This is a genomic window from Streptomyces sp. NPDC029152, assembly GCF_055564355.1.
In genome coordinates this window covers 117,235-135,398 of sequence record NZ_JBVHWR010000004.1, presented here as the reverse complement: position 1 = coordinate 135,398, position 18,164 = coordinate 117,235, and the positions used below count along the sequence as shown (strand labels likewise).

Sequence of the window (18,164 nt, the reverse complement as noted above, 5' to 3'; positions counted from 1 at the left end):
CCTAGGATGAGCCCATGTCACTCCCGCACGCGATCCTCACCGCCCTGGTCGAAAAGCCGTCGTCCGGGCTGGAGCTGACCCGCCGGTTCGACAAGTCGATCGGCTACTTCTGGTCGGCGACGCACCAGCAGATCTACCGCGAGCTGGGAAAACTGGAGGCGCAGGGGCTGATCCGCGCACTGCCCGCGCAGCAGCCCGCCCGCGGGCAGAAGAAGAGCTACGAGGTCCTGCCCGCGGGCCGCGACGAACTGGCCCGGTGGACCGCCACCGCGCAGGACCCGCGCCCCCTGCGGGACACGATGCTGCTGCGGCTGCGGGCCGCCGCCGTGGTCGGCACCACCGGCATCGAGGCGGACCTGCGGCGCCATCTGGAGCTGCACGAGCGGCAGTTGTCCGAGTACGAGGAGATCGAGAAGCGCGACTTCCCGCCGGGGAAGGACGGCCCCGAGGACCGGCTGCGGCACCTGGTGCTGCGCGCCGGCATCGACCTGGAGACCTTCTGGACCCAGTGGCTCAGGCACGCCCTGGCGGAATTCGCCGGGCTTCCCGGCGACGACCCGTCATGACGCCCGCGCGGCGCGCTCAGAACCGGTACGGCTTCGAGCGGCGGCGCAGGAACCAGGCCGCGGCGGTGACCCCGCCCCCCATCAGCGCGCTGCCCACCACGAGGGCGACCGTGCTGTAGTCCTGGACGGCCCCGCCGACCCCGCCCAGGACCCCGCGCGGCGACGCGGACGGCGAGGGGGAGGCGGACCGGCCGGGGGAGGCGGAGGGCGAGGGCGCCGGGGACACGATGACGGTCTGGGTGCCGGCGGTGCTGTTGTTCGCGCACACGACGACGACCGTGTAGGTGCCCGGGGAGATGCCCGGCCACGCGGCGGACTGACCCGCGCCCGTTTCGGACAGCGCGACCTGGCGGCCCTCCGCGAAGCTGCCCTGGCCGCTGGTGAGCAGCGAGGCCGTGCCCCAGCTCCCGTCGAGCCGGGCGCAGGCGGTGGTCGTGACCGACACGGTGCTCCCGGTGGTGCTCACCGAGATCCCCGGGCCCGCGGCGGCGGGGACGACGGGCAGCGCGGCGGCGGTTGCCACGGTCAGGCCGGAGCGGAGGAGTGGCGATGAGATGCGCATGTGGGCTGCCCTCCGGCGGCACGGTCGGCGGACATCCCTCGCGCCGCCGGGATCGGATCGCTCGTGCCTCTCAGGCGCAGCCGACAGGGCGGCGACCGGGCCCGCACCCGGAGCGCGACCGGTCAGGTGACGCGCTCACCGGCCGCGCGCGCACCGCCGGGACCTCACCGCCCCTCGCCCGTCGTCACCGTCCGCTCCTCCGAGAAGCCGCCCCAGGTGCCGTCGGGCAGCTTGGCCCGCACCCGCACCCGGTGCGTGACGCCGGCCTCCGGCCCGGCGTAGAAGCTGTACTCGGCCCGGTCGCGCGGCGCGTCGCCGCCGTACACGAGCGAGGTGGCCATGCTGCCGTCCAGGTGGATCTCGTACGCGGTGACCACGCCGTCGGTGCGCGGCGGGACCCAGTCGAGGTCGATGTAGTACGCGCCGCCGGCGCGGTGGACCGCCGCGCGCAGGCCGGTGGGCGCGGCGGCGCGGCCGTCGTCGGAGCCCGGGGTGGTGAGGCGGACGGCGGCACTGGCGGGGGAGAGGTTGTCGGCGGCGTCCCGCGCCCGGACGGTGAACACGTAGCGGGTGCCGGGGCGCAGGCCGGTGAGGACGGCCGCGGTCTGGGCGCCGCCGACGCTGTGGATCTTCGTGTCGCCCTGGTAGACGTCGTACGAGACGACGCCCCGGTCGTCCGTGGCGGCGGACCAGGTGAGCTGGACCGCACGGCTGCCCGCCGCCCGGCCGTGCGCGTCCGGCGGCGGGGTGGGCGCGGAGCGGTCGGCGGCCCCGGCGGCCGGGGTGGTCGCCCGGACCTCCGCACTGCGCGGTCCGAGCCGCCCGTCGGCGTCGCGCGCCCGCACGGTGAAGGTGTAGGCGGTGGAGGGGCGGAGCCGGGTGACGTCGACCATGCGGCCGGTGGCCGGCACCTCCCGCACCTCGGTGGCGCCGCGGTACACCTCGTAGCTCTCGGCCCCATCGACGGCGTTCCACATCACGTGCACGCTCGTCGCGCTGCCCGCCTCGGCGGTGACGCCCGTCGGTGCCCCGGGCGGGCCGCCACCCCCGTCGTCGTGGCCCGTGCCCCAGCCGCAGGACGAGACCAGCACGAGGGCGCCGCAGAGAAGGGCGCAGCGGCGCGGGACGTGGTGGGGCGCGGGAACGGGAACGCCTCGCACGGCTCTGCCTCCCGGGACGGCCAGACGGCAATGGTCCGGACCAATATGCCGCCGTGATGCGATCACATCAAGGGGCTCGTGGTGGCCGATCACCCGGAAGAGTTACGTATCCTGAGTTCCCGACGGCCCAAGTCCCCGGACCGACAGGGGAACCGGGCCGGTGGCGCGGGCCGCTGTCGTCGCTGATCCCGCGCCGACGCGGGAGGCCGGGCGGGCCGGGGACCGGTACCGGACCCGGCCCCCCGCCCCTTTGTCGCGCAACCGGACGTGCACCGTCTGGCCCTGTCATGGTGGTCCGCGCGCCCGTTCCGGGGACAGATGGGGCCGAGTGCCCGTCCACGCCCCCCAGGAGAGGCCCCAACGTGCGTGTCCAGTCGCTGACACTGGTCGCGGCCAGTGCCGCCCTGCTCGCCCCCACGGCGTTCCCCGCCGCACCGTCGCCGCCCCGGCCGGGCCCGCAGTCCCAGGCCCGGCCGACGACCGAGGCCGGGTCCCGGTCCCGGGCGGCGTCCGTGCCCGAGGCCGTCTCCCGCCTCAGGCCGGAGCACAGGGCCGGCTCCCGGTCCGGGGCCCGGCCGCCCGTACCCGGCCCGGACACCGGTGCCCGCACCGCGGACGGCGCATCCGGGGAGCCCGTCCGCGCCGCCGACCTGCTGGCCAGGACCCGGGACTGCGCCCCCGTCTCGCACGGCCGCTACCGCAGCGACGCGGGGGCACCGGCGGACATCCCGGTCTGCGGCACCCGGGACGCCGTGTTCTGGAAGGCCGACCTGGACATCGACTGCGACGGCCGGAGCGGCGAACGCTGCAACGCCCGCACCGACCCGCACTTCACCGCCGCCACGGCCTACACCCGCTCCGACGGCGGCCCGCTCGACGCGGAGAAGCTGCCCTACGTCGTCGTGCCCCAGCCCAGCGGCATCTGGGACCACAGGGCGGACGGCGTGCGCGGCGGCTCGGTCGTGGCCGTCGTCCACGGGGACCGGGTGGGATACGCGGTCGTCGGCGACATCGGCCCGCGCGAGGTCATCGGCGAGGCGTCGTACGCGGCCGCCGAGGCGCTCGGGGTCCCCGCCGACCCGCGCACCGGCGGTGTCGCCTCCGGGGTGACGTACATCCTCTTCAAGGACACCGCGACCGAGCCCATCGAGGACACGGCCGCCACCGAGCGGACGGGGGAACGGCTGGCCCGGGAGTTCGCCGACGGCGACTGAGCGGGCGGGGCGGGGGCCGCCCGCCCCGCCCGGCACGTCGGCCGTCCGGCACCAGGAGCGACGCGCGCGCCGTGCCGCCGCCCCGGCGCGCTACGCCTTCCGGTAGGAGTACGCCTCCGCCGCGGCCGCCTCCACCGCCGCCAGGTCCGCGCCCGTCGCCGCCGTGACGACCGCGGCCACCGCGCCCTCCACGAACGGGGCGTCGACCAGGCGGGTGTTCTCCGGCAGTTCGTCACCCTCGGCCAGCAGGGCCTTGACGGTGAGCACCGCGCTGCCCAGATCGGTCAGGACGGCGACACCCGCGCCCCGGTCCACGGACGCGGCGGCGGCGGAGACCAGCTCGGAACTGGTGCCGAACCCGCCGGCCGCGGTACCGCCCGCCGGAGCCACCGGCACCGCCGCGCCACCGCCCGACAGGGCCTTCGCCAGCTCCGCCACGGACGCCGCGACCTCGACGCTGTGCGACACCAGCACGATCCCGACCAGCTTCTCGTCACTCACCGGATGCCTCCTGAAGCCCTTCGATCAGCAGCGCCGCCGACGTGGCACCGGGATCCTGGTGCCCGATGCTGCGCTCGCCCAGATAACTCGCCCTGCCCTTGCGCGCCTGCAGCGGCGTGGTCGCCTCGGCGCCCTCCTCGGCGGCGGCACGGGCCGCGGCGAACGAGTCGCCGAGGGCGTCCACGGCCGGCACCAGGGCATCGACCATCGTCTTGTCGCCCGGCGCCGCGCCCCCGAGCGTCCGGACGGCGTCCACCCCCGTCCGCAACGCCTCGGCCAGCTGCTCCGCGCTCACCTCGGCGGCGTCGCCGAGCGCCTTGCCGGTGCGGCGCAGCAGCGTCCCGTACAACGGCCCCGAGGCGCCGCCGACCGTGGAGATGAGCTGCCGTCCGGCGAGCGTCAGGACCGCGCCGGGCGTGCCGGGTGCCTCCTTCTCCAGCGTGGCCGTCACGGCCGTGAAACCGCGCTGGAGATTGCTGCCGTGGTCCGCGTCGCCGATGGGCGAGTCGAGGGCGGTGAGCCGCTCCGCCTCGCGGTCGACCAACGCGGCGGTCGCCGTCATCCAACGGCGGAAGAATTCGGCGTCGAGCACAGGATCTCCTTGCCTGGTAGGTGTGTTCCGATCCCTTCCCCGCCCACCGTCACATGCCCCACCGGAGCCCGGGCGTCCGCACCGGCGCGTCCCACAGTCCGAGCAGCTCCTCGTCGATCTCGCACAGGGTGACCGAGGCGCCCGCCATGTCGAGGGAGGTCACGTAGTTGCCGACGAGGGTGCGGGCGACGGCGACACCCCGCTCGCCGAGCACGCGCTGCACCTCGGCGTTGAAGCCGTACAGCTCCAGCAGCGGCGTGGCGCCCATGCCGTTGACGAGGACCAGTACGGGATTGCGGGGGGCGAGGTCGGTCAGTACCGCGTCCACGGCGGCCTCGGCGATCTCGCCCGAGGTCATCATCGGCCGCCGCTCCCGGCCGGGCTCCCCGTGGATGCCGATGCCCAGCTCCAGTTCACCGGCGGGCAGGTCGAAGGTGGGGCTGCCCTTGGCCGGCGTGGTGCAGGCGCTCAGCGCGACACCGAAGCTCCGGGAGCTGCCGTTGACCCGCCGGGCGACCGCCTCCACCTGCTCCAGCGGACGGCCCTCCTCCGCCGCGGCGCCCGCGATCTTCTCCACGAACAGCGTGGCCCCCGTGCCGCGCCGCCCCGCCGTGTACAGGCTGTCCGTCACCGCCACGTCGTCGTCGACCAGCACCTTCGCGACCCGGATGCCCTCGTCCTCGGCCAGCTCGGCGGCCATGTCGAAGTTGAGCACGTCGCCGGTGTAGTTCTTGACGACGAACAGCACCCCCGCGCCGCTGTCCACGGCCGCGGCGGCCCGCAGCATCTGGTCCGGCACCGGCGAGGTGAACACCTCTCCCGGACAGGCCGCCGTCAGCATCCCCGGCCCCACGAACCCGCCGTGCAGCGGCTCGTGCCCCGACCCGCCCCCGGACACCAGGGCGACCTTCCCGCCCACCGGGGCGTCCCGCCGCACGATCACCCGGTTCTCGACGTCCACCGTCAGCTCCGGGTGGGCGGCGGCCATCCCCCGCAGCGCGTCCGCGACCACGGTCTCCGGAACGTTGATGAGCATCTTCACTGGTGCCTCCTGGGAAGAGTAGTAGCTGGGTCTTCGAACAGGGTCTTCGCTGGTGGGAGCGGGTGTGGGCGGTTCTCGGCCGCGGCGGTCCGCAGCGGCCCCGAGCGGGGCCGGCGGTACTGGTGCCGATGTGGCGCCGACGTCGGTGTCGGCCCGACAGGTCTGCTGGACGATCGGACGATCGGACGAGGGGGCGACTGCGGTACTCCTGTCCGAAGTATCAGCCTTGCGGAGGCGAAGGTCACGTGCGCGGGCACCCGGGCGTGCCAGGAGGCGGGACGGCCCGTGCCACTCCGCGACGGCGCGGGCCCGAAGCCCTCGTCCGCCCGGCCCCGGCCTTCGGGCGAGCGGCTCCGTGGCGTCCGGAGGCGGAGCAGCCGCGGGAAACCGTTTGGCGGACCACGGCGACCACTGCTACTTTCCCGGAGGCCGTGCGAGAGAAGGAGGAGGTGGTACCCGTGAACACATCGACGTGGGTGCTCTCCTCCGGGGTCACGGTCGGGCGATAGGTCGTCGTCCGGGAGCGCCGTTCGTGAGCACTCCCGAAAGGCACGACCGTGCACTTCACTTCCGAGCAACACCTCGACGACGGTGTCCTCGAGCGCGCATTCACCCTCGGCGGGATCCCCGGCATCCTGTGGACGCCCGCGTCCGCATCGGCACCGGCACCGGCACCGCTGATCCTGCTCGGCCCCCCTCCCCTCGGGCTGCGCAAGGCGTACCCCCGGCTGGCGGCCCGGGCCCGGCGCTCCGCGGCGGACGGCTTCGCCACGGCGACCATCGAGCTCCCCGGAAGCGGCGACCGGCCCCGTTGCCCCGCCGTCGAACAGGCCCGCGCCGGCCTGCGCAGGGCGACGGAGGCCGGTGAGCCGGTCGGCGACGAGATCGTCGACGCCCTCGTCCTCCCGCTGGTCGAGAAGGCGGTCCCGGAATGGCAGGCCGCCCTGGACGCCCTCCTGGCGCTGCCCGGGATCGGCGGCCCGGTCGGGTACTCGGGGGGAGTGATCTCCATCGGGATCCGACTGGCGGTGGTCGAGCCGCGCATCTCGGCCGCCGTCCTGTTCGCCGGGAGCCTCGTGCCCCGCGCCGTGTTCGAGGAGGCCCGGCAGGTCACCGTTCCGCTGCACGTCCTGCTGCAGTGGGACGACGAAGGGAACGACCGGCAGGCGGCCCTGGAGCTGTTCGACGCCTTCGGCTCCGAGGAGAAGTCCCTGCACGCCAACCTGGGCGGGCACACCGGCGTCCCGCAGTTCGCGGGGGACGTCGCGGCCCGGTTCTTCACCCGGCACCTGCGCTAGCCGCCCGCCGTCCCCGCCGCCCGGGCGGCGGGGACGGCGGGCGGTGCCGACCGGCCGGGGCGGCGCGCGGGCGCGTCCGCCTCGGCGGCGGTACGGGGAGGACGTGAAGGACTTCGTCCGTCTCCGTCTCCGTCTCCGTCTCCGTCTCGGTGAGGGACTGGGCCGCGCCGTGGTGGGCGACGGCACCGTCCGCCGCGTCCGCCGGGCTCGTCGGGGAGGTCGCCCACCTGCGCGCCGCGGGGCCCGACGGACCGGCCGTGGCCCTCGCCGACGTACGGCCGGACGGGTGGTGTGCGGGGTATGGCGCGACCGGGGCCGGTGAGGTGAAGATGCCTCCAGGCACGGTGTGCGCCGGACCGGGGGAGCCATCCAGGATGCGGACCACAGAGTCATCGACGGGGGAGTCACTGTCGCGGACGTCGGATTCCGACGTGACACGGCTGCTCTGCACGGCGCTCTACGCGCGCCCGGCCCGTGCCGGCGGCCCCGGGCCGTGGAGCGGGACGTCGCTGCCCCGGCTGGTCAAGGACGTGCTGCGCGAACCGGCGCGCGCGGTCCCGTCGTACGGTTTCGATCTGGTGCCGGTGCTCGTGCACGGAGCGCGCGTCCGCCGGTGGCGGCTGCTGCGCCGGGTCGCGGTGGCGGTGGTGCTCGGCACTGTCGTGGTCTGGGCGCCGGCCGCGGCCCTGGCGTGGCTGGGCGCGCTCGGCCTCGCCTGGGTGCTGGGCTCGTCCGGCCCCGGCTGGGCGCTGACACCGCTGATCGGGTTCTGGGCGTTCACGCCGGTGGCGATGCGCAAGCACGACGATTTCCACGAACTGTGGGTGCGCGCAGCCCAGTTGCCCCTCGTGCTGGCCTCGGCCGTGGCCCTGGTGTACGTCGTCGACGGGGTGGTCGCCCGGTCGGCACGGAGACGGGTGGGCCGGGACGGCGGCACCCGGGAGCGGCTGCCCTCGGTCGGGCCGCGGACCCGCGCACGTGTGGAGCGGGTCCGCACCCGGCAGAACGGCACCGCGCTGCCGTACGACGTCGCGGGCCGTTTCATCGGCGCGGGCGGGGAAGTGCGGGGCGCGGCGGAGATGCGCGTGCCGTTGCGGCCCGGGTGGCCCGGGCGAGCCGTGGTGCCCCTGCGCGAGACGGAGGTGCTGGACAGCATCGGGGCCGCGCTGACCGCCACCGGTCAGGGTGGGGACGGGCCCGGCGGCACCGAGGAGACCGCCCCACTGCCCGGTTTCTCGGTGGCCCGGGTCCTGGCCCTGCCGGCCGGCCTGTGGCTGGAGCGCGGCCGGAACGGGACCGGGGCGCCGCAGGCGGCGGGCGGCCTGGGCCGGCCGGAGCGGCCGTGCCTGCGGGCTCAGTGCGTCAGCTGGCAGGGACAGCTCGTGGTGAGTCTCTTCGTGCACGCGGCCCTCCAGGCCGGCGAATTGCGGCTCACGCTGCGGCCGCAGGTGCTGGCACCGCTGCTGCCGCTGCCCGAACCGGCCGGTCCCGCGGCGCTCGAAGGACTGCGCGGTGCGGCGCGGCTGTGGCTGGCGCTGTGGCGGCGGCTGCGCAAGACACCGGCGCGGGAGCCGGACCCGGCCGGGGACGACGGCCCGCTGAGTCTGCGCGACGCCCTGGCCCTGCCCGAGGTTTCCGACCTGCACCAGAAAGGCGACGCCGAACGCCACGTCGAGCTGATGCAGGCCGCCGTCCTGCACGCGGTGGAGGCCCTGCTCGAACGCCACGGGTTCGCGACGGAGGCGTTCTCCGACCGGCGCACGGTGATCAACAGCATTCAGGTGCTGGGGGACAACAACGCCGGGATCCAACTCGCGGGAGGTGTGACGCTGACCCAGGTGGCGCAGACGGCGCCCGCGGCGCCCGCCCCCGCCCCGACCGGAGGAGTGCTCATGAGCCGAGGGTTTTCGCGCAGGACCCCGTCCCCCGAGCCCGCCGGGGCCCCGGGGGCCGGCATCAGCATCGGCGGCGACAACACCGGCACCGCGCAGAACGCCGTCGGTCGTCGCCTGTCCCGCATCACGCAGACCGGCACCGGCCAGGGCGGCGTTCCGTCCGACGCCCTCGACTCCCTCGCCACCCTCCTGACCGCCTTCCGCGCGGACATCGACCGCAACGCGGCCCTGCTGGGGGACCCGGACGCGCTGCGGGACCAGACGACGGTGCTGGCGGGTGCCCTGACGGATCCGGAGAACGACGGCTTCCGTCCCGCCCTGCGGACAGCGGTCCGTTCCCTGCCCGCACTGGTCGCCGGAACGGCCGTCCAGCAGACGGGCGAGGCGGTGGTGACGGCGATCAGACAGCTGCTGGGCTGAACGCGTCCGGCGCCGAGCGCGGCCGAGGTGCCGGATCCGGCCGGAGACGCCGGCCGCCTCGCCGCCGCGGGCCGGCACCGGGGAAGCTCTCCGGCCCGCCCCGGTGCCGGCCGTCACCGGCGAGGCCGACGTGCCGCGCGACGGGGCGAGGCGTCCGCCGGCGAGCCGCGCGAGACCCACGCCGCCCGGACCGCCGTCACCCGGGCCGTCACCGTCCCGCGCACCGCACCGCACCCGCCGCCGGCCGAGCCCGGCCGCCGCCTCAGGAGGCGGGCGTCCCGTAGACGCCCATCTCGTAGAGGGAGTAGCCCCACGTCGTCCTCCGCTCGACGCCCTGCATGCGGACGTACCGCACGGCCTCGTCGGAGGTGAGCCGGACGACGTCGTCGCCGCAGCCGTCCGGGCGCTGGGTGGACACGGTCCGCCAGGTCACGCCGTCCAGGGAGGTCCGGACGGCGTACTCCGTCGCACAGGCGCCCTCCCACGCGAGGGTCACCGCCGAGACCTTCGCAGGGGCGGCGAGTTCGACCTGAACCCACGCGTCGTCCGCGTAACCGGAGGCCCAACGGGTGCTCATTTGACCGTCGTTGACGTACCGGGCCGCCAGCCGGTCGAGGTTCTGTTCCACGCTGGACGCGGACGCCTTCCCCTTCAGGGCCAGGTTCTCCGCGCCGCCCGCGGAGTCCCACAGCCGCAGCCTAAGGCCGGCCTGCAGGAGGAAGGTGTCCAGCACGCCGTCACCGACCTTGGGCTGGACCTTGCCCCAGGAGTTGCGCGGCGGGTCGACCCGCACGGCCCGGGCGCGCTGCTGCAGGTCGTCCGACTCGGCCAGCAACCGGTCGGACGCCTCCACGTCACCGTCCTGACGCGCCGTGAGCGCGTCGAGCATCGTCACCATGGCCCCGCCCCACAGCCGGGTGGCGTCCAGCCAGGGCGACGCGTCGGCCACGAAGCCCCTGTCCACGGCTCCGCCGCGGATGGTCGCCGGGGCCTGCTCGACCGCGGTCGCGTGGGCGCGCAGGGCCCCGACCGCCTCGGTGCGTTTCCCCTCGTCCCACATCGCCCAGAACTGCCGCACGCGCCGGTCGAGTTCGGGCGCCTGCGGTTGCCAGGGAGTGGCGCCGAAGGTCGGGGCCATGTGCTCCAGGTCGCCGAGGACCAGCAGGGCGGCCGTGGCCTCGGGGTCGCCGCCCGCGAGGTAGGACATGGCGCGCGGCCAGTTCTCCCGCGCGTCGTAGGCGCGGTCGTTCCAGGTGAAGTCCGCGGTGCCGAAGACGGCGACCTTGCTGGCGTAGGGCTGGTTCATGGGGTTGGCGACGATGCCGGAGAGGTGCTCGGACAGGCCGGCCTCACGCTTGTCGTACGGTGCGAGCAGCAGTCGCCCGCTGGTGTTGCCGAAGTCGTTGACCGGGTAGTTGTCCCAGACGAAGACCTTGCGGCCGAAGAGTTTCGAGACCCGGTCGGCCTCGTCGTTGGTGATCTTCGGCGGGACCACGGCCGTGCCGGTCCACATCACCACGACCGCCGGGTCCAGGGTCGCGCGCATGGTCTGCTTGTAGGCGGTGTCGGTGAGGTCGCCGTACTCGGTGGGCACCGTCTGCAGCGGTCGCGTGCCCTCGTGGGTGGCGACGAAGTTCCGCTGCACGTCGTTGAGCAGGTCGACCTGAGCCCTCGCGGCCGCCGCGCGACCGGGCTCGCCGTACGCGGTCCGGTCGCCCTCGCAGTTCCAGCGGGTGTAGCTGATGTCGTCGAGCGGGATGGAGAAGGCGCGGGTCCCCAGGTCGTACAGTGCCTGGAGCTTGGCCTCGAGGGCCTGGCGGTCGGCGGGATCGGAGTAGCAGATCGACTCGCCGGGGGAGACGGCGAAGGTGAAGCGCACGTGGTTCGCCGTGGCCCGGTCCACCAGCTCGCCGAGTTCGGCCAGCTTGTTCGCCGGATAGGGCTCGCGCCACCTGCCCCGGTGGTAGGGGTCGTCCTTGGGGGCGTAGATGTAGGTGTTGGCCTTGACGTCTCCGTAGAAGTCCATCTGGTCGAGCCGTTCGGCGTGGGTCCACGGCTGACCGTAGAAGCCCTCGATGGTGCCCCGCAGCGGCATCGACGGGTGGTCGCTCACCCGCACGCCCGCCACCTCCCAGCGGTCGGCGCCCGCGCGGACGAAGAGCTGGCGCAGGGTCTGCACGGCGTAGAACTGGCCGGCGGCGTCCGTGCCGCCGAGGGCGATGTGCCGTCCGCGCTTCCCGGACGAGACGTTCAGGGCGTAGCCCTCCGGGCGGTCCGGCACCGCCGTGCCGTCGAGGGCCCGGGCGATGTCGGGCCGCGTGGCCGGGCCGAGCCGGACGGTGAGCAGTCCCGCGGCCGCCCTGGGGACGTTCCCGGGGGCGACGACGTCCACCCGGTCCGCTCCGTGGGCCCTCAGCTCGCGGACGAGCCGGTCCCGGGCGCCGGCGTCGGTCTTCCCGTCCGCCACGACGAGGACCCGGCCGGTCACCGTGACGTCGCCGTCCGAGCGGGTGAGGGACTGGGGGGTCGGTGACACCGGCGGCACCGCGGACGCCGCGACGGGCGGGGCGCCCGCGACGGTGGGCGACAGGGCCTCGCTCGTCATCGTGCTTGCGAGTGCGAAGCAGATGCCGAGCGTCGTGACGGCTTTCACGCGTCTTCCCACGAGATCTCCCTGCTTGGTCTGGACCACATGGACCACCTTGCTCCCAGGGATGATGCGGCAAGGGGAGGGTCGGGCGTAAGGCGTACGGGGTCTAGACCTCTTGGTCGCTCGGCTTTACTCTGGCCAACACCGACGGGCGACGGCGGAGTTCGGCGTGCCCGGCTTCCGGCCGCCGGGCCGGGCGCGGCCGGCGCGCCCCACCGCACCGGGCACAGGATGCAGGGTCCGCCGCCCCCGGCGCTCCCTGGCGTGAGGGGCGAAAGGGGAGGAGGCCGGGGTGCTGGAGCGGCTGAACCGGGCCATGGGGCACATCGAGGCGCGTCCCGGCGGGCAGGTCGACGCGGCCGGGCCGGCGCGCACCGCGCCGACGTCGGAGCACCACTTCCGGCGCATGTTCTCCGCGCTGTCGGGGATGCCGCTGTCGGAGTACGTCCGGCGCGGGCGGCTGACGGTGACGGGCGCCGAGGTGCTCGCCGGCGGACGGAAGCTGCTGGACATCGCGGGCCGCTACGGCTACGGCTACGGCTCGGGCGAGGTCTTCGCGCGGGCCTTCCGCGCCATGCGCGGGGTCGGTCCGGGCGAGGTCCGGCGCACCGGTGCGGCTCTGCGCTCCCAGCCCCGGATGTCCTTCCGGAGCGTCATCGAAGGGGGCGGCGGCATGCGATACGGGATCGCCGACGAGAAGGAGTTCCGGATCGTCGGCAGGAAGGCCCGGGTGCCCCTCGTCCACGAGGGGGTCGACCCGGCGATCGCCGAGTTCGTCCGGGGCATGGGTCCCGGCACGCTACGGCGCCTGGCGGCCCTGTCCGACCAGGAACCGGAAGGCGTCGTGGGGGTGAGCGACCAGCTCGCCCCGAGCCGGGCGGAGGGCACCGAACTCGACTGCTGCCACGCGGTGGTGACCGACGCCGAGGCGCCCGGGGACATGGACGTGCTGCCGGTCCCGGCGGGGGCCTGGGCCGCCTTCGAGAGCTCCGGCCCGTTCCCGCGGGAACTCCAGCACCTGTGGCGGGACGTGTACACGCAGTGGTTCCCCTCGAACCCGTACCGCAGCAGGCCGGGGCCCGAGGTCCTCCGCGTCGGCCTGTCCGAGGACGGGGCGCGGGCGGACGCGGAGGTGTGGATCCCCGTGGAGCGGGTCACAGGCTGAACCCGGCGGCCCGGCGGCCCGGTGGTACGGACGCCGGGCCGCCGGGCGCGTCGGCTACGGCGTCACCGTCCTGCCGCCGAAGGTCACGACGAGGCGGCCGTCGGAGGCGAATGACCAGCCGAGCGCGCCGCTGTACGCGGAGCAGCGGGAGCCGTTCGAACCGGTCCAGAACTGGTTCGAGGCGTCGGCGTCGCCCACGGTCTTGTCGTTCGACCCGTCGTCGCCGCGGCACGAGGTGTTGCCGCGGAAGACCGAGGTGCCCTTGTCGAACGAGAAGTTGCGCTGGGCGTTGTCGACGCTGACGTTGTCCGACACCGTCATCGAGCCCGGGTTGCTGTTGTAGGTGAACCCGTGCTTGCCGTTGGCGTAGGCGATGCTGCGCCGCACGACGTGGTCCACCTCGATGTCCTCGCCGCCGAGCTTGTAGCCGTTGCGGTCGCCGCTGGAGTTCTGAGTGCCGTCGGAGAGGGTGCCGTTCTCGTAGGCGAGGGAGTCCTCGATGGCCACCGGGCCGATGGGGCCGGTGTCCGTCTTGGTGTAGAGGTCCCAGCCGTCGTCGATGTTGTTGTGGGACACGGCGTGGCGGAAGACGTTGCCGGGCCCGACGGTCAGCTTCGCGGCGAAGCCGTCGGCGTCCTCGCCGTCGGAGTCGGCGTTGTCGTGCGACTCCGCGCTCAGGATCAGGTTGTTCGACGGCCACTGGTCGCGGGGCGTCGTGGAGGCCGTCCGGGACAGCTGGAGGCCGGTGTCGCGGTTGAAGCGGGTGACCGTGCGCTCGATGACGTTGTTGCTGCCGCCGACGAAGACGCCGTTGTCCCCGGCGTGTTCGACGACGAGGCCCTTGACGTGCCAGTAGGACGCGTTCAGCGCGAGGCCTCGGTTGGCCGGGTCCTCGCTCTGCGCGGAGAAGTCCAGCACCGGCGTCTCGCCCGGGTAGGCGGCGAGTTCGGTGCGGTCGCCGGAGGTTCCGTCGTTGCCCTGCGGGATGGTGACGGTCCGGGCGTAGCGGTAGGTCCCGCCGCGGAGGTAGATCGTGCCGCCGGGAGCGACGCGGCCGATCGCCGAGGTGAGCGTCGTCGGATCGGACTGGGTGCCGGACGCGCCGTCGCTGCCGTTCGGCGACACGTACAGCGCGGATCCGGCCGGCGGCGTCGTCCCACCGCCCGTCACCTCGGCGTCGAGGCGGTCGAGGTTGGGCAGGCCGGAGGAGGTGGTGGGGCTGAGCCGGACGGTGTTGCCGCCCGCCCTCACCGGCACCGTGAGCGTCTTCGTCGCCCACGTCGTCCAGGCGCCGGTGGCCTCGAAGGAGGCCGATGCGACGGTGGTGCCGTTCACGATGATGTCCGCGGCCCGTTTGCCGGTGGTGCCGTTGGCGAAGCGGATCTTCAGTGTCGCGGTGCCCGCCGAGGCGGCGTCCACCGTGAACTGGGCGTAGGCCCCGGCCTTGTTGGTGCCGTTGCAGAATCCGCTGCCGGAGTAGCCGGTCCAGTCGGAGTCGATGGTGCCGGTGCAGACCGCCGGGGAACTCTCGGCCTCGTAGCGGACGGACGCGGCCTGCGCCGTGGGGCCGGACAGGGCGACGAGGGTGCCGGCCAGCAGGCCGGCGCACGCGGCCAGGGATCTCATGTGCATCGTGTCTCCAGGTGGGTCGGGCCCCAGGACTGGTGGGGGAGAGAGCATGGAGAAAGCGCTTTCAAGGCGGACCGTAAAGGCTTGCCGTGAACGCGTCAATGGTTGTGTATTTGATTCACGTTCACATCCCTGACTTTCTGAAGGGGTGTCAGGGCTCTACCGGCGTGTCGTGACACGCGTGCCGGGCGCTGGAGGACGATGGGGGCTCCCCGGGCAGACGCGGGAACGGCCGGACGAGGAGGGACGCGTGGATCAGCGGGCCGTACGGGAGGCGACCGCGACGGCGGACGGCCCGGCCCCGGCCGGCGCCCGCAGGCGCGGCCACGACCAGGACCGGGAGGCGGCGGACGCCCGGCGGCGCATCCCCCGCACCGACGCCGTGCTGCGCGACCCGAGGCTCGCAGATGCGGTGCGCCGGCTCGGCCCCGAGACGGTGAAGTCGGCCGTCCGGCAGGCCCAGGACCGGGCCCGTGAGGGGACGGTCCCGCCCGAGGGGGTGGCGGACACGGCCCTCGCCCTGCTGCCGTCCACGGCCGGCGGACTGCGGCCGGTGATCAACGCGACCGGCGTGCTGCTCCACACCAACCTGGGCCGGGCCCCGCTGTCACGGGCGGCCCGGCGCGCCGTGCAGGAGGCCGCCGGACCGACGGACGTCGAACTCGACCTGCGCACCGGCGCACGCGCCCGCCGGGGGCGTACCGCACTGGACGCCCTGCGCGCACGGGTGCCCTCGGCCGGGGGCGCGCACGTCGTGAACAACGGCGCCGCCGCACTGGTCCTGGCCGCGACCGCGCTCGCCGCCGGCCGCGAGATCGTCATCAGCCGCGGGGAGATGGTGGAGATCGGGGACGGTTTCCGCCTGCCCGACCTCCTGGTGTCGACCGGAGCCCGGCTGCGCGAGGTCGGCACCACCAACCGCACCACCGTCGCCGACTACGCCGACGCCCTCGGCCCGGAGACGGGCTTCGTCCTGAAGGTCCACCCCTCCAACTTCCGCATCACCGGATTCACCCACGCCGCGAGCACCGGCGAACTCGCCGCGCTGGGCGTGCCGGTCGTCGTCGACATCGGCTCCGGGCTGCTCGCCCCCCACCCGCTGCTGCCCGAGGAGCCCGACGCCGAGAGCCGGCTCCGGGCCGGAGCCTCCCTCGTGACGGCCAGCGGCGACAAACTGCTCGGCGGCCCCCAGTGCGGACTGCTGCTCGGCGACGACGACCTCGTACGGAAGGTGTCCCGGCACCCCCTCGCCCGCGCCCTGCGCGTGGACAAGCTGACCCTCGCCGCCCTGCAGGCCACCCTGACCGGCCCCGGCACGCCGACCGCCGACGCCCTCGCCGCCGACCCGGCGCGCCTCGCGCACCGCGCCGAGCGGCTGGCCGCCGCGCTGGGCGCCGCCGGCGTCGACGCGCGTGCCGTCGCGAGCGAGGCGGCGGTGGGCGGCGGCGGTGCCCCCGGAGTGACGCTGCCCAGCGCCGCCGTGTCCCTGCCGGAGGCGTACGCCGCCGCGCTGCGCACCGCCCCGGTCCCCGTGGTGGGGCGTGTGGAGGGCGGCCGGTGCCTGCTCGACCTGCGCACCGTGCCGGCCGAGGACGACGAGCGGCTGGCCGCGGCCGTACGGGCCGCGGCGAAGAGGTAGGGGACATGCGGGTGGTGGCCACCGCCGGTCACGTCGACCACGGCAAGTCCGCCCTGGTGCGGGCGCTGACGGGCATGGAACCCGACCGCTACGAGGAGGAGCGCCGCCGCGGGCTCACCCTGGACCTCGGATTCGTCTGGACCCGGACCGGGCAGGACGAGGATCTCGCCTTCGTGGACGTGCCCGGGCACGAGCGGTTCGTCGCCACCATGCTGGCCGGCGTCGGACCGGTGCCCGCCGTGCTCTTCGTGGTCGCCGCCGACCAGGGCTGGCAACAGCAGTCGCAGGAACACCTCGCGATCATCGACGCCCTCGGCGTACGGCACGCCGTCCTCGCGGTGACCCGCAGCGACCTCGCCGACCCCGAGCCCGTACGGGCCGACGCCGTCGAACGCCTCGCCGCGACCTCCCTGGGCGAGGTGCCGTCCGTCGCGGTCAGTTCCGTGACCGGCACCGGACTCGAGGAGCTGCGCGGGGAGCTGGTACGGCTGGCCCGGTCCCTGCCGGTGCCGCCGGCGGACGCCGACGTACGGCTGTGGCTGGACCGGGCCTTCACCGTGCGCGGGCGCGGCACGGTCGTCACCGGCACGCTCGGCGCGGGCACGCTGCGCGTCGGCGACCGGCTGCTGACGGGGGACGGCACGGCGGAGCTGCGGGTGCGCGGGATGCAGTGCCTGCGCGAGGAATGCACCGCCGTGAGCGGGGTGGCCCGCGTGGCGGTCGACGTGCACGGAGCCGCCGACGGCACCCTGCGCCGGGGCCAGGTCCTGCTGTCACCGGACCGCTGGCTGCTCACCGCGCTGACCGACGTCCGCGTCACCGGGGAACCGGTCGCCGGGCTCCCCCGGACGTCGACCCTGCACATCGGGACGGCCGCGGTGCCGGCGACCGTCCGCCCGCTGGGCGAGGACACGGCCAGGCTGACCCTGGCCCGTCCGCTGCCCCTGCGCGTCGGCGACCGCGCCGTCCTGCGCGAACCCGGCGGCACCCGCGTCCCCTGCGCGGTCACCGTCCTCGACGTACGTCCGCCACGCCTGACCCGGCGCGGCGCCGCCCGCGCCCGCGCCGGGGAACTGGCCGCGATGACCGGGCGTCCCGACGGCGCCGCCGAGCTGCGGCGGCGCAGGCTCGTACGACGCGGCGAACTGCGGGCGATAGGAGTGACCCCGCCGGCCGCGCCCGTCGCCGGGGACTGGCTGGCCGACGCGGACCACTGGAAACGGCTGCGCGCCCGTCTCGCCGAGGAGGTCGAGCGGCACGCCCGGCAGCACCCGATGGACCCGGGTCTGCCCACCGAGGCCGCGCGCCGTCTGCTCGGCCTCCCCGACCGGCTGCTGGTCGACGCGCTGGCCCGGGCCCCCGGCGACGAGCGGCTCCACCACCGCCAGGGCCGGTTGTACGGGGCCGACGCCATGCCCACCCTGCCACCGCCCCTGGACGCGGCCGTGGACGCCGTGCGCGGTGACCTGAGCCGCGCGCCCTTCCGCGCGCCCGAGGCGGACCGGCTGACGGAACTCGGACTCACCCGCAAGGCACTGGCCGCGGCCGTCGCCGCCGGAGCACTCCTGCGGGTCGGGGACACCGTCGTGCTGCTGCCGGGCGCGGACACCGAGGCGGCCGCCGTCCTGGCCCGCCTCCCGCAGCCGTTCACCCTCAGCGAGGCCCGCCGCGCCCTGGACACGACGCGCCGGGTGGCCGTACCGCTGCTGGAGCACCTGGACGCGCGGGGACTGACGGAGCGGGTGGGCGACCGGCACCGGCGCTGCCGGCCCGCCGGCGGCGCTCGATGACCCGGCGGCGACCGGTTCCCCGCCGGGAGATGAGCGGTCAG

At 75.0% G+C, this 18,164-nt stretch carries 14 protein-coding genes; 7 read left to right on the top strand and 7 right to left on the bottom strand.

Annotation, left to right across the window (positions count from 1 at the left end):
• The first annotated feature begins 14 nt into the window (after nucleotides 1–14).
• The gene (locus tag ACZ4V6_RS10035) at nucleotides 15–566 is read left to right on the top strand and encodes a PadR family transcriptional regulator (RefSeq protein WP_467824626.1); all 552 of its coding nucleotides are present in this window, start codon (nucleotides 15–17) and stop codon (nucleotides 564–566) included.
• A 16-nt stretch (nucleotides 567–582) separates the two neighbouring features.
• On the opposite strand, the gene ACZ4V6_RS10030 is transcribed toward ACZ4V6_RS10035, so the two are convergent.
• Both ACZ4V6_RS10030 and ACZ4V6_RS10025 read right to left on the bottom strand, forming a co-directional pair.
• Nucleotides 583–1,128, bottom strand: coding sequence for a hypothetical protein (locus ACZ4V6_RS10030; protein ID WP_467824625.1), 546 nt, complete (start codon nucleotides 1,126–1,128; stop codon nucleotides 583–585).
• 164 nt (nucleotides 1,129–1,292) lie between these two features.
• On the bottom strand, nucleotides 1,293–2,288 hold the full coding sequence (locus ACZ4V6_RS10025) for a fibronectin type III domain-containing protein (RefSeq protein WP_467824622.1): 996 nt from the start codon (nucleotides 2,286–2,288) through the stop codon (nucleotides 1,293–1,295).
• Nucleotides 2,289–2,650: 362 nt separating this feature from the next.
• On the opposite strand from ACZ4V6_RS10025, the gene ACZ4V6_RS10020 reads away from it, so the two are divergent.
• Entirely contained in the window at nucleotides 2,651–3,502 is an 852-nt protein-coding gene (locus ACZ4V6_RS10020; RefSeq protein ID WP_467824619.1) for a glycoside hydrolase family 75 protein, read from the top strand.
• A 90-nt stretch (nucleotides 3,503–3,592) separates the two neighbouring features.
• Here the strand turns inward: ACZ4V6_RS10020 and ACZ4V6_RS10015 are convergent, their stop codons facing one another.
• Genes ACZ4V6_RS10015 through dhaK form a run of 3 tightly spaced genes read right to left on the bottom strand, consistent with a single transcriptional unit; the run spans nucleotide 3,593 to nucleotide 5,637 of the window.
• Entirely contained in the window at nucleotides 3,593–4,003 is a 411-nt protein-coding gene (locus tag ACZ4V6_RS10015) for a PTS-dependent dihydroxyacetone kinase phosphotransferase subunit DhaM (RefSeq protein WP_467824616.1), read from the bottom strand.
• On the bottom strand, nucleotides 3,996–4,595 hold the full coding sequence (gene dhaL / locus ACZ4V6_RS10010; protein ID WP_467824614.1) for a dihydroxyacetone kinase subunit DhaL: 600 nt from the start codon (nucleotides 4,593–4,595) through the stop codon (nucleotides 3,996–3,998). Before dhaL ends, ACZ4V6_RS10015 begins: the two co-directional genes overlap by 8 nt.
• 49 nt (nucleotides 4,596–4,644) lie before the next feature.
• Nucleotides 4,645–5,637 carry a dihydroxyacetone kinase subunit DhaK gene (dhaK, locus tag ACZ4V6_RS10005; protein ID WP_467824611.1) on the bottom strand — a complete coding sequence of 331 codons (993 nt, stop codon included), beginning with the start codon at nucleotides 5,635–5,637 and terminating at the stop codon, nucleotides 4,645–4,647.
• Nucleotides 5,638–6,194: 557 nt separating this feature from the next.
• Here dhaK and ACZ4V6_RS10000 point away from each other — a divergent pair.
• Both ACZ4V6_RS10000 and ACZ4V6_RS09995 read left to right on the top strand, forming a co-directional pair.
• The gene (locus tag ACZ4V6_RS10000; protein ID WP_467824609.1) at nucleotides 6,195–6,935 is read left to right on the top strand and encodes an alpha/beta hydrolase; all 741 of its coding nucleotides are present in this window, start codon (nucleotides 6,195–6,197) and stop codon (nucleotides 6,933–6,935) included.
• A gap of 431 nt (nucleotides 6,936–7,366) precedes the next feature.
• Nucleotides 7,367–9,250 (top strand): hypothetical protein, encoded by a 1,884-nt coding sequence (locus ACZ4V6_RS09995; RefSeq protein ID WP_467824606.1) that lies wholly within the window; start codon nucleotides 7,367–7,369, stop codon nucleotides 9,248–9,250.
• Nucleotides 9,251–9,512: 262 nt separating this feature from the next.
• Here ACZ4V6_RS09995 and ACZ4V6_RS09990 read toward each other — a convergent pair whose 3' ends face one another.
• Nucleotides 9,513–11,855 (bottom strand): beta-N-acetylglucosaminidase domain-containing protein, encoded by a 2,343-nt coding sequence (locus tag ACZ4V6_RS09990; protein WP_467825594.1) that lies wholly within the window; start codon nucleotides 11,853–11,855, stop codon nucleotides 9,513–9,515.
• Nucleotides 11,856–12,192: 337 nt separating this feature from the next.
• On the opposite strand from ACZ4V6_RS09990, the gene ACZ4V6_RS09985 reads away from it, so the two are divergent.
• The gene (locus ACZ4V6_RS09985) at nucleotides 12,193–13,065 is read left to right on the top strand and encodes a GyrI-like domain-containing protein (protein ID WP_467824603.1); all 873 of its coding nucleotides are present in this window, start codon (nucleotides 12,193–12,195) and stop codon (nucleotides 13,063–13,065) included.
• A 54-nt stretch (nucleotides 13,066–13,119) separates the two neighbouring features.
• Here the strand turns inward: ACZ4V6_RS09985 and ACZ4V6_RS09980 are convergent, their stop codons facing one another.
• Nucleotides 13,120–14,697, bottom strand: a complete 1,578-nt coding sequence (locus ACZ4V6_RS09980) for a carbohydrate-binding protein (RefSeq protein ID WP_467824600.1) — start codon at nucleotides 14,695–14,697, stop codon at nucleotides 13,120–13,122.
• A gap of 361 nt (nucleotides 14,698–15,058) precedes the next feature.
• Here ACZ4V6_RS09980 and selA point away from each other — a divergent pair, with 361 nt between their 5' ends.
• Together selA and ACZ4V6_RS09970 are read left to right on the top strand one after the other, a co-directional pair.
• A complete protein-coding gene (selA, locus tag ACZ4V6_RS09975; protein ID WP_467825591.1) occupies nucleotides 15,059–16,333 on the top strand; it encodes an L-seryl-tRNA(Sec) selenium transferase in 1,275 nt (424 codons plus the stop codon).
• A 5-nt stretch (nucleotides 16,334–16,338) separates the two neighbouring features.
• Entirely contained in the window at nucleotides 16,339–18,123 is a 1,785-nt protein-coding gene (locus ACZ4V6_RS09970; RefSeq protein WP_467824598.1) for a SelB domain-containing protein, read from the top strand.
• Nucleotides 18,124–18,164: the final 41 nt, after the last annotated feature.